At 62.2% G+C, this 10,579-nt stretch carries 8 protein-coding genes; 1 reads left to right on the top strand and 7 read right to left on the bottom strand.

Annotated elements, in window-relative coordinates; translation table 11 throughout:
• Positions 1-213 precede the first annotated feature (213 nt).
• The 7 genes from KFO72_RS39820 to KFO72_RS39790 all read right to left on the bottom strand — a co-directional run bounded on the left by KFO72_RS39820 (position 214) and on the right by KFO72_RS39790 (position 8,121).
• A complete protein-coding gene (locus tag KFO72_RS39820; protein WP_060604011.1) occupies positions 214-1,725 on the bottom strand; it encodes an OprD family outer membrane porin in 1,512 nt (503 codons plus the stop codon).
• 154 nt (positions 1,726-1,879) lie between these two features.
• Positions 1,880-2,875 (bottom strand): ABC transporter ATP-binding protein, encoded by a 996-nt coding sequence (locus KFO72_RS39815; RefSeq protein ID WP_036000237.1) that lies wholly within the window; start codon positions 2,873-2,875, stop codon positions 1,880-1,882.
• Positions 2,872-3,873, bottom strand: coding sequence for an ABC transporter ATP-binding protein (locus KFO72_RS39810; protein ID WP_062916135.1), 1,002 nt, complete (start codon positions 3,871-3,873; stop codon positions 2,872-2,874). The genes KFO72_RS39815 and KFO72_RS39810 overlap by 4 nt, the downstream gene beginning before the upstream one ends.
• A 1-nt stretch (position 3,874) precedes the next feature.
• Positions 3,875-4,759 carry an ABC transporter permease gene (locus KFO72_RS39805; RefSeq protein WP_224099466.1) on the bottom strand — a complete coding sequence of 295 codons (885 nt, stop codon included), beginning with the start codon at positions 4,757-4,759 and terminating at the stop codon, positions 3,875-3,877.
• A gap of 11 nt (positions 4,760-4,770) precedes the next feature.
• Complete coding sequence (locus KFO72_RS39800; RefSeq protein ID WP_225034369.1) at positions 4,771-5,709, bottom strand: ABC transporter permease subunit; 939 nt, start codon at positions 5,707-5,709, stop codon at positions 4,771-4,773.
• A gap of 18 nt (positions 5,710-5,727) precedes the next feature.
• Positions 5,728-7,344, bottom strand: a complete 1,617-nt coding sequence (locus KFO72_RS39795; RefSeq protein WP_054932827.1) for a peptide ABC transporter substrate-binding protein — start codon at positions 7,342-7,344, stop codon at positions 5,728-5,730.
• 207 nt (positions 7,345-7,551) lie between these two features.
• On the bottom strand, positions 7,552-8,121 hold the full coding sequence (locus KFO72_RS39790) for a cupin domain-containing protein (RefSeq protein ID WP_007743723.1): 570 nt from the start codon (positions 8,119-8,121) through the stop codon (positions 7,552-7,554).
• Positions 8,122-8,870: 749 nt separating this feature from the next.
• On the opposite strand from KFO72_RS39790, the gene KFO72_RS39785 reads away from it, so the two are divergent.
• The gene (locus KFO72_RS39785) at positions 8,871-10,379 is read left to right on the top strand and encodes a peptide MFS transporter (protein ID WP_225034368.1); all 1,509 of its coding nucleotides are present in this window, start codon (positions 8,871-8,873) and stop codon (positions 10,377-10,379) included.
• Positions 10,380-10,579 lie beyond the last annotated feature (200 nt).

Below are 10,579 nucleotides of genomic sequence, written 5' to 3'. Positions count from 1 at the left end.
TTTGCGGCGGCAAAGAAAAGTAGGTGCCGCCCCGCACAGGGGCGACGCGTGGAGCGCGCTAACGAAACGCGGATGCCAGTGGAAAGGCCAAAACACCGAACGGCGACGCGTGAAGCAGGCAAAACAAATCGGGGATGCCAGCGCAAACGCAAATCGGCGGATGCCACCGCAAAAAAACCAGGCCCCCCACCCCAGCGTCGCAGACAAAAAAACTCAGAACACCTTCACCGGCACATTCACAACCAGCCGATATTCCATATTATCCGGGTCGGAGTAGTGCGCCGTCGACTTGTGATACATCGCGATAAACGTAATCTTCGTATCCTTGAACCGCCCGCTTTGCAGCGTATAGCTCGGAATAAAGCCGATTTCATGATGCGTGCCGTGCACATACTCCCCATTCCTCGTATACGGCCCGATCGCATTTGACGCGGCGCCAGCGGAAGCATCCGCACCCCAGCCCGTCACGCCCCACAACATGGCCTTGAATCCAGGCAGCCCGGCATACTTGCCATCAAACGTATACCGCAACTGGAACGACTTCTCATGCGGCGCGTTGTAGTCCACATCCATCGAGTTCACGAGATAAATACCGTTGGTCTCGTTAACATAGTCGAAGAACTGGTCGCCAAGAATCTGCTGAAACCCAAGCAACACCTGATGCGGACCATGCTGCCCCGACAGCGACAGGCTATACGCATTGTTGTTGATATGCCCTTGCAGCGCCGAACCCGTCTGATGCGTCGAGTAGACGTTCGCGAGCCCCGACCACTTGACCGTGTTCACATCGCCGATCGAATGCGAGATCGCCGCGTAAAACTGATTCCATACGTCTTCCGCCTGGTCCGCGTACAGCGTGACTGTGCCGTTGGGCGAATAGTCCCAGTTGCCGCCGAAGTAGGACAGACGCTTGAACGTCGTGCCGCCATACGATGTCGTCAGGTCGACGAGATTCGTGTGGCCCCGTGCGTCGACCTTCGTGAAGCTGCCCGCCTGTAGCGTGACGTTATGGATATCGTTGCTCACGGCCGACACGCCAAGGAACGTCGGCGGCAACGCGCGGTTGTCGTGCGGTTCCATGAACGGATTGTTGTCGACGATCTGCAAGCCGTACTTCACGACCGTCTCGGAGATGCGCCCCTTGATGTCGTACATGCCCGGATACGCCCACGCAAGCTGATCCGAACCGCCGCCGCCCTTCGCCACGTGCACCATGTTGCCCGCGCCATTGCCGCCGTCGAGCTTGAGCGCGGCAAACAGCGACGCGTCGAAGCCAAGTCCCACGGGCCCTTGCGTATAACCCGACTCGAAATTCGCCTGCATGCCCTGAACCCACGCGTGACGGTGCGGCCCGCCTTCGTTGTCGAACTGGTCGGCGTAGTTGCGGAACAGCAGGTTCAGATGGCTGTCGGCGATCAGGCCTTTGCTCTTCGCCTGACTCGACAATGGCTCGGGTGGCGTCACAGCCTGGTCGGCTTCGGCATTCACGAGGGCGTTGTTGGTTTCGGGCTGCACCTCCGCGACATTCGGTGTGTGCTTCAACTTCGGCTTGGCGGGCGTCGCGGGTGCCGCGGGCGAAGGCGCCGCCTGCGCTACGGCCGTGCTGGCAGCGGCGGGCGCCGCCGCGTCGTCAGCCAGCGCGGCCGTGGCGATCGTCAATGCAGGCAGGCCCACTGCCAGCAATGCGAACTTCGATGCTCCTGATGTGGATCTTTGGGTTGTCATTGCAATTCCATTTTTTCTAGTTGATGAAACAGCGGCGCGGCGGTCGGCCTTGCCGCACTTTCTCGCCCGTTCCCGCCGTCGCGCGAACGAACGCCTCCCTCGGCGCAGCGGCTAGCTGCGTCGTGGAAAAAGTTTGCGTGAAGCTAAAGGGGTGTCAGGTCATGACGGCACGTATGCAGGCGACCTGCGTATGACCGATGCCCGTTGCGCTCGTAACGGGCCGCTCGTTCGCGCAGGCATCGATGGCATCCGGGCAGCGCGTGCGGAACGCGCAGCCCGAAGGCGGCTTGAGCGGCGACGGAATCTCGCCGCGCAACAGCACATGCTTGCGCGCGCGCTCGGCAGCCGGGTCGGGCAGCGGCACGGCCGACAGCAGCGCCCGCGTGTACGGATGCTGCGGCTCGCGATACACGTCGCGCTTGTCGCCGAACTCCATCACGCGGCCCAGGTACATCACGAGCACGCGCTGGCTGATCGCCTTCACGACGGCCAGATCGTGCGCGACGAACAGCAGCGACAGCGACAGTTCGCGTTGCAGATCGCGCAGCAGATTGACGATCTGCGCCTGGATCGACACGTCGAGCGCGGAAACCGGCTCGTCGCAGATCACCAGCTGCGGCTCCCCGATCAACGCGCGCGCGATGCCCACGCGCTGACACTGGCCGCCCGAGAATTCATGCGGATAGCGGCGCAAATGATGGTGGCTCAAGCCGACGCGTTCGAGCATCGTCCGCACGCGTACGCGTATCTCCTCACGGCCGAGTTGCGGCTGATGTGTCTTCAGCGGCTCGGCGACGATCTGTTCGATCGTCATGCGCGGATCGAGCGATGCGAGCGGGTCCTGAAAAATCATCTGCACGTCGCGGCGAATCTGCGTGGTGTCGCGTGACGTGCCTTGCACCGACTCGCGTCCTTTCCATTGCACGCTGCCCGAAGTCACAGGCGTAAGGCCGATGATCGCGCGCGCGAGCGTCGACTTGCCGCAACCGGATTCTCCGACGAGACCCACCGTCTCGCCACGACGCACATCGAACGACACGCCGTCGACCGCGCGCAGCGTCGCTTTCTTCGACCACGGATAGCCGCCCTGCGCGATGCTGAAATGCACGCTGAGGTTGTCGACCTTGAGTAGGGTTTCCTGGGCGCTCATAGCACCTCCGCGATAGCCTGGACGGGACGATGGCACGCGCGCAGCGCATGGGCGTCGCCTTCGATCGGTTCGAGCGACGGGCGCGTCGCGCGGCATCGCTCGTCGGCATACGTGCAGCGCGGCGCAAACGCGCAGCCTTGCGTCGCCATGCCCGGCAGCGGCGGATTGCCCGGAATGGTTTGCAGCGGCTGGTCGTCGTCGTCGGAAAGACGCGGCAGCGCGTTCAGGAGCCCGATCGTGTACGGATGCGTCGGCGCGGCGAAGAGCTGCTGCGCGGGCGCCTGTTCGACCGTTTGCCCCGCATACATCACCATCACGTCGTCGCACAGGCCGGCGACCACGCCCATGTCGTGCGTGATCAGGATGATCGCGGTGCCGCGTTCGCGGTTCAGCTCACGCAGCAGTTCGATGATCTGCGCCTGCACGGTGACGTCGAGCGCCGTGGTCGGTTCGTCGGCGATCAGGATTTCGGGCTCCGACAACAGCGCCATCGCGATCATCACGCGCTGCCGCATGCCGCCCGAGAACTCGTGCGGATACATGCCGATACGGCGCGCCGCATCGGGAATACGCACGCGTTCGAGGGTTTCGATTGCGCGCTGCTTCGCCTCGCGGCGCGACAGCTTGCGATGCAGTTGCAGCGTCTCCGTCATCTGCCGCTCGATCGTCAGGAACGGATTGAGCGACGTCATCGGGTCCTGGAAGATCATGCCGATGCGGTCGCCGCGAATGCGGTTGAGCGCGGCGTCGTTCATCGTCAGCAGGTTCGCGCCGTTGTAGAGCGCTTCGCCGCTGACCTTGCCGTTCTTCGCGAGCAGGCCGAGCAGCGCCATCACGGTCTGGCTTTTGCCCGAGCCCGATTCGCCGACGATGCCGAGCGTCTTGCCCTTGTCGAGCGAGAAGGACACGCGCTGCACGGCGTCGACGGGCGCGCCGTCGCGGCGCGAGAAGCGCACGCTCAGGTCTTTGACTTCGAGTAACGACTGTTTGTGTGCCATCTCAGCGGTCCTTCGGATCGAGTGCGTCGCGCAGGCCGTCGCCGACGAAGCTCACGGCATAAAGCGTCGCGCACAGCATGAGGGCAGGGCACAGCAGCAGCCACGGCGTCGATTCGAGCTTCTGCGCGCCGTCCTGGATCAGCACGCCCCAGCTCGTCATCGGTTCCTGCACGCCGAGGCCGAGAAACGACAGCACCGATTCCGTCAGCACGATGCCCGGCACCGTGACCGTCGCATAGACGACCACCACGCCGATCAGGTTCGGCACGATGTGACGCGTGATGATCGAGCGCGAATCGACGCCGATCGCTTTCGCGGCGTCGATGAACTCGCGCGAGCGCAACGACAACGTTTGACCGCGCACGACGCGTGCCATATCGAGCCACGAAAAGGCGCTGATGGTCAGCACGACCAGATAGAACGCGCGCCCGAAGAGCGTCATCATCAGGATCGCGATCAGCATGTAGGGGATGGCATACATCATGTCGACGATGCGCATCATCACGGCATCGACGCGCCCGCCCAGATAGCCGGCCGTCGCGCCCCACGCGACGCCGATCAGTCCCGACACGAGCGTGCCGAGCAAACCGACTTCGAGCGACACGCGTCCGCCGACCAGCGTGCGCACCAGCAGGTCGCGGCCGAGTTCGTCGGTGCCGAACCAGTGCATGTTGGCGAGCGTCGGCGCGAGGCTGATCGCGGACCAGTCGCTGTCGATCGCATTGTTCGGCGACAACAGCGGCCCCACGAAGCACGCGAGCATGATGACGGCGAGCAGCAGCAGCGCGGCGAACGCCGCGCGATTGCGCACGAAGCGGCGCGCTGCCGTCGCGAGCGGGCTGCGCGAAGGCGGCGCGTCGACGACGGTCAATGAAACAGGTGGCATTCTCATCGGGTTCAATAGCGGATACGCGGATCGAGCCATGCGTATGCAAGGTCGACGAGCAGGTTGAACAGGACAGCGACGGCCGTCGTCAGCACGACGAGACCGAGCACCAGCGTGTAGTCGCGGTTGATCGCGCCGTTGACGACGAGCTGGCCGATGCCGGGCAGCGCGAACACCGATTCGGTGACGACAGCCGCCGTGATCGACGAAATGCACACCGAGCCGAGCAGCGACACGACGGGCATCAGCGCCGGTTTCATTGCGTGGCGCAGCACGATGGTGCGCGCGGGCAGGCCCTTCGCCCGCGCGGTGCGGATGAAGTTGCCCGACAGCACTTCGATCATGCTGCCGCGCATCACGCGGGCAATCAGCGCGACGTTGATGATCACCAGCAACACGCTGGGCAGCACCCGATAACGCCACTCGCCTTCGCCCCAGCCGCCCGCGGGCAGCCAGCCGTGACCATCGGCGGTCTTCAGCAGAATGGCGAACACCCACACCAGCAACGGGCCGAGCACGAACGGCGGCACGACATTGCCGATATTGCCGAGCACCATCACCGCGTGATCGATCACGCTATCGCGGCGCACGGCAGCAATCGTGCCGAGCGCGACGCCGATCACCACGGCGATCGGCACCGACACGCCGCCGACGCCGAGGCTCACGGGCAGCGCCTTCAACACGAGATCGGTGACGGACCAGTCGGTGTAGCGAAACGACAGGCCGAGGTCGCCGTGCAGCAGTGCCCATAAATAATGCAGATACTGCTGCCACAGCGGCTCGTCGAGGTGATAGCGGGCGTTCAGGTTCGCGAGTGTGGCCGCCGACAGATGCTTCTCGGTATCGAACGGGCCGCCCGGCGTGAGATGCAGCAGCAGATAGCATGCGGTGATCACGGCGAGTATCGTCGGGATCGCCCACAGCGTGCGGCGCAACGTGTATGCAAGCATGGGTGCGGTTCCTGCTGTTTAGTGCTTGAGCAAGTACAGGTCTTGCGACGCGCGCATGTCGAGATAGTTGGTCGATGCGTAGCCGCCGACGTACGGCTTCACCAGACGCGCCGCCGAATACTGGAACAGCGGAATCATCGGGTAATCGCTCATCGCGAGGTCATGTGCCTGCGTGAGCAGGGCCGTGCGCTGCTTGTCGTCGGTCTGCTGGTTGGCCTGATCGATCAGCGCGTCGACCTTCGGGTTGCAGTAGTGCTGATCGTTCTGCACGCTGCCGCAGCGAATCAGGTCGAAGTAGGACATCGCATCGTTGTAGTCGACGAACCAGCCGTCGCGCGACGCCTGCACCTTGCCGTCATGACGCTGCTTGAGCAGCACCTTGTACTCCACGTTCTCCAGCTTTGCGGTGACGCCGAGCTTGGTGCGCCATTCCGACGTGACGAAGAGGGCAACCTTCTTGTGCAGATCGTTCGTGTTGTATGTGAAGGTGAACGTCAGCGGCTTCGCATCCGAATAGCCGGCTTCCTTCAGCAGGTTGCGCGCGTATTCGACGCGCTTCGCCATCGGCCACGACGCCCACTCCGGCTTGAAGACGGCGGCGCCTTCCGTGCCCTTCGAGATCAGGCCGTACATCGGCAGTTCGCCGCTCGACGTGAGCTTCGAGGTCAGCAGTTCGCGATCGACCACCATCGACAGCGCCTGGCGCACGCGCTTGTCCTTGAAGGCGGGGTCGTCGTTGTTGAGGCTGTAGTAGTACGTTGCGATCTGCAAGCCCTTTTGCAACTGCGTGCCGAACTGCTTGTCCACCTGGTTGTAGATGCCCGACGGAATGGTGTACGTGTAATCGAACTGGCCGGCCTGATACATGCGCATCGCCGTTTCGTCGCTTTCGATCGGTAGATACGTGACCTTCGAGATCGCCACCTTCGGCGCGTTCCAGTAGTTGCTGCTCTTCGTGATCACGAGGCGGTTGTTCGGCTGCCAGTCGTTCAGCGCGAAGGCGCCGTTGCCGACGAAGTTCGCCGGACGCGTCCAGTCAGTGCCGAACTTCGTCACGACAGCTTTATCGACGGGGGCCATCGTCGCCATCGCCGTCAGTTGCGGGAAGAATGCGGCGGGCACGTCGGTCTTCACTTCGAGCGTGTAGGGATCGACGGCGCGCGCGCCGAGGCTCGTGACGGGCGCCTTGCCGGCAATGATTTCCTTTGCGTTCTTCACGAACTCGACCAGCACCGTGTACTTCGATCCCGTCTTCGGATCGACGACGCGCTGCCACGCATACACGAAGTCCGCTGCCGTGACGGGCTGGCCGTTGCTCCACTTCGCATCGTGACGCAGCTTGAAGACCCACGTGTCGGGCGCGGTGCGCGTCCACGACTGCGCGACGCCGGGCACGATCGCGCCCGTTGCGTCGATGCGCGTCAAGCCTTCGAACAGATCGAGGCCGATCGTGTTGCCCGTCCACGATTCGATGTGCGCTGGATCGAGCGATTCGGTTTCGGCGGGAACCTGACGGGTGATTTCCTGGCTCGCGGCGAGCGTGGCGCCCGCCGGGACCGTGACGGCCGATGCATATTGCTGAAACGTGAGGACGAGCGCGGCCAGCGCCGTCGTGTAAACGAACGGTGTTTTCATGGTTGGATTCGCAGAAAAAGTCGGGAGAGAAACGCAAGCGGCGCGGACGCCACTAACGGTTATCCGCGTGATGAAGGCCGAGGCGGCCCTTGTTCGGTGTACGGCATGCAGGATTCCTTACAATTATTATTACAGGCATCCTACAGCGGAATGTCATGCGCCCCCGGCTTGCGGAAGCGCTTCCAATCAGGATCGAATGCCTGCCTTCTAAAACAACCTCGGCGTACCTACCCACACGACGACCGATTCCTTGCGGGCCGTGTTGGCCCAGCTATGCGGCACCGTCGATTCGTAATGCGCGCTGTCTCCGGCGCGCAGCACGAAGGTCTTGCCTTCCAGCGTCAACGACACTTGCCCTTCGATGACGTAGATGAACTCTTCACCGGCATGTGTCGTGACTTCGGAACGCTTTTGCCCGGGTGGCATCCTCACAAGGATGGCTTCCAACTGACGGCCCCCCGACAGATTGGTCATCCGGGCAAACAGGTTCGCCGAGTCTGCGAAACCAAAAAACTTCAACTCGTTCGCTCGACACACCGAGCGTTCTTCGCTTGGTGTGTCGACGAAATACTGCACCTTCACTCCCAACGCATTCGCAATGCCTGCCAGCGACGTGATGGACGGCGACGCGAGACCGCGCTCGACCTGCGACAGGAACGGCTTCGAAATGCCTGCTGCTGTCGCTGTTTCGTCGAGCGTACGCTTCAGCCTTTGCCTCAGCGCGCGGATCTTGCTCCCCAGTGCAAGTGCCGTGTCTTTCTCAAGTGTCGTGACCATAACAAAACCAAATTAGTCCGTCAAAATTAGTTTGATATAAGCAAATGTTGTTTGATGACGTGCTGCTCTTTCCCCCTCAGCCTTGCGTGACTTGACAACTCCTCCATGCTGTTCACGCCGTTCCGATCTTTTCGAGAAAGCACTCTATGTTGCCAGATCGCAAAGATCACTTATCGGATTTGCTTTAGAAGACACGTAGTCCGTTGAGATGGATCGGGTATGGGTGGCGCGCATGTCAGTGAATTCCCGAAGCGACAAGCCGCGCTTCGATACGCACAATCGCAACCTCGCGCGGGTCGGCCCAGCCGGGCTGATCCGCCTGCACGCCCGTTTGCAGCGATCCTGCGGCGGTGTTTTGATCGGTACGTCCTGACCGGACTGCCGCCGACGAATGAAGGTGAACATCGTGTCGATTTCTTTCGCAGTCTTTCCCCATTCATCCCGCATATCGAGAGCGCGTCTGTCGATGCAGCCGCCGAGGCGGTCCGCTCGCGCGATGCTTTATCATTGAGCCTTTCGTCACGCGCTGTTCGCGTTGACGGCTTCCCGCTGAAGTCCTGGTTGTTCCGTTTTCGACGCGGACCGCGCTGTCCGTTGCTCGTATCGCACCGAACCGTCGCCCGATGCCGCTTTGCGCATCGGTCACGGCAAGGGATCGACGTTCTCCAGTTTTTGCAGCTTGGCCACGTGGCAATGCGTCCGCTCGACGCAGGCGCGCGCGGCTGCTATCGCGTAAATAAGAGGAAAGCATGAAATCACCCGTATCCCAGACCCGGTCGTTTTCGACGGTCTTTCTCATTGAGATGTGGGAGCGCTTTGGCTACTACGGCATGGCGGCGCTGCTCGTGCTGTTCATGATCGACCGGCTCGGTTTTGACGACAGCCGCGCGACGCTCACGTGGGGCGCATTCGCGGCGCTGGTGTATGCGTCGCCGTCGATCGGCGGCTGGATTGGCGACAAGATTCTTGGCGCGCGCCGCTCGATGATTTTCGGCGCGCTGGTGCTGGCGGCCGGCTACCTGATGCTTGCGTTGCCGAGCGACAGTCTCGAGTTCATGTATGCGTCGCTGGGCGTGATCGTGGTCGGCAATGGGTTGTTCAAGTCGAACGCGGCGAATCTGGTGCGCCGTATTTACGAGGGCGACGATGCGCGCATCGACAGCGCGTTCACGATCTATTACATGGCGGTGAATATCGGCTCAACCGTGTCGATGCTGGCGACGCCCTGGATCAAGGATCACTGGGGCTGGCACACGGCGTTTGCCGTCTGCTGCGGGGGCATGTCGATCGCGGTGGTGAACTACTTCCTGATGTTCCGCACGTTGACGCACGTTGGCTCCGCGCCGGATGCCGAGCCGATCCGCTGGATGCGCGTGCTGGCTGTCGTGGTGGGCGGGATTGCGCTCGGCACGGCGACGACGTTCGTGCTGCAGCACAAGGCGATTGCCGTGGCCTGCGTGTACACGGCGGGCGTTGCGATTCTGGCGATCTTTGCGTACATGCTGCTCAACTGCGAGCGGTCGGAGCGTTCGGGCTTGCTGGCGGCGCTGATTTTGACGTTGCAGGTGATTCTGTTCTTTGTGTTCTATCAGCAGATGTCGACGTCGCTGACGTTGTTCGCGCTGCGCAATGTCGATCCGACGTTTTCGCTGTTCGGCGCACATCTGTTTACGTGGAGTGCTGCGCAGTTTCAGGCGCTGAATCCGATCTGGATCATGTTGCTCAGTCCGCTTCTTGCCGTGTTGTATACGAAGCTCGCGAAGGGCGGGAAGGACGTGCCCGTTGCCGCGAAGTATGCGTTTGGTTTTGCGGTAGTGGCGGCGGGTTTTTTCGTTTATGCGTGGAGCGGCAGTTTTGCCGTCAACGGGCGGGTGTCGTCGTGGTGGATGGTCGGCGGTTATGGTCTGTACTCGCTCGGCGAACTGCTGGTGAGCGGGCTCGGGCTCGCGATGATCGCGCGGTATGTGCCGGCGCGGATGAGCGGTTTTATGATGGGCGCTTATTTTGTGGCGACGGGCGTGTCGCAGTATCTGGGTAGTGTGGTCGCCAATCTGGCGAAGATGCCGGGTGGGGATCTTGATCCTTTGATCTCTTTGCCGCTGTATACGAAGCTTTTTGCTGAGCTCGGGTGGCTGGCTGCGGGTGGGGCGGTTGTTGCTATCTTGTTGCTGCCGCTGATGGGGCGGCTTTCGCGGGCGCATCAGCAGTGCGCTGAGCAAGCGCGCAGTGATGCGGGTGTGGTGGTCTCGGCGCGGTAAGTTTTTTTTTGCCCCTCCGGGGCAGGGTGTGCATTTTGGGGGGCGTTGTGGGTTTGCGTTTTTCGTTGCGCTGGCGTCCGGGGTTTTGTGTCTTGGCGCTGGCATCCGCGGATTGTTAGTTTTCGCTGGCATCCGCGATTCGTTAGCGCGCTTCACGCGTTGCCCCTGTGCGGGGCGGCACCTACTTTTCTTTGCCGCCG

The sequence above is a fragment of the Paraburkholderia sp. XV genome, assembly GCF_020177535.1.
GTDB classification, from domain to species: Bacteria; Pseudomonadota; Gammaproteobacteria; order Burkholderiales; family Burkholderiaceae; genus Paraburkholderia; species Paraburkholderia caribensis.
This window is presented reverse-complemented; position numbering and strand designations above follow the sequence as displayed.

Bases quoted from the DNA above. Each gene is read 5' to 3' on its own strand.
- KFO72_RS39795 (WP_054932827.1), bottom strand. From the start codon at position 7,344: ATGAAAACACCGTTCGTTTACACGACGGCGCTGGCCGCGCTCGTCCTC.
- KFO72_RS39815 (WP_036000237.1), bottom strand. From the start codon at position 2,875: ATGAGCGCCCAGGAAACCCTACTCAAGGTCGACAACCTCAGCGTGCAT.
- KFO72_RS39820 (WP_060604011.1), bottom strand. From the start codon at position 1,725: ATGACAACCCAAAGATCCACATCAGGAGCATCGAAGTTCGCATTGCTG.
- KFO72_RS39800 (WP_225034369.1), bottom strand. From the start codon at position 5,709: ATGCTTGCATACACGTTGCGCCGCACGCTGTGGGCGATCCCGACGATA.
- KFO72_RS39805 (WP_224099466.1), bottom strand. From the start codon at position 4,759: ATGCCACCTGTTTCATTGACCGTCGTCGACGCGCCGCCTTCGCGCAGC.
- KFO72_RS39785 (WP_225034368.1), top strand. From the start codon at position 8,871: ATGAAATCACCCGTATCCCAGACCCGGTCGTTTTCGACGGTCTTTCTC.
- KFO72_RS39790 (WP_007743723.1), bottom strand. From the start codon at position 8,121: ATGGTCACGACACTTGAGAAAGACACGGCACTTGCACTGGGGAGCAAG.
- KFO72_RS39810 (WP_062916135.1), bottom strand. From the start codon at position 3,873: ATGGCACACAAACAGTCGTTACTCGAAGTCAAAGACCTGAGCGTGCGC.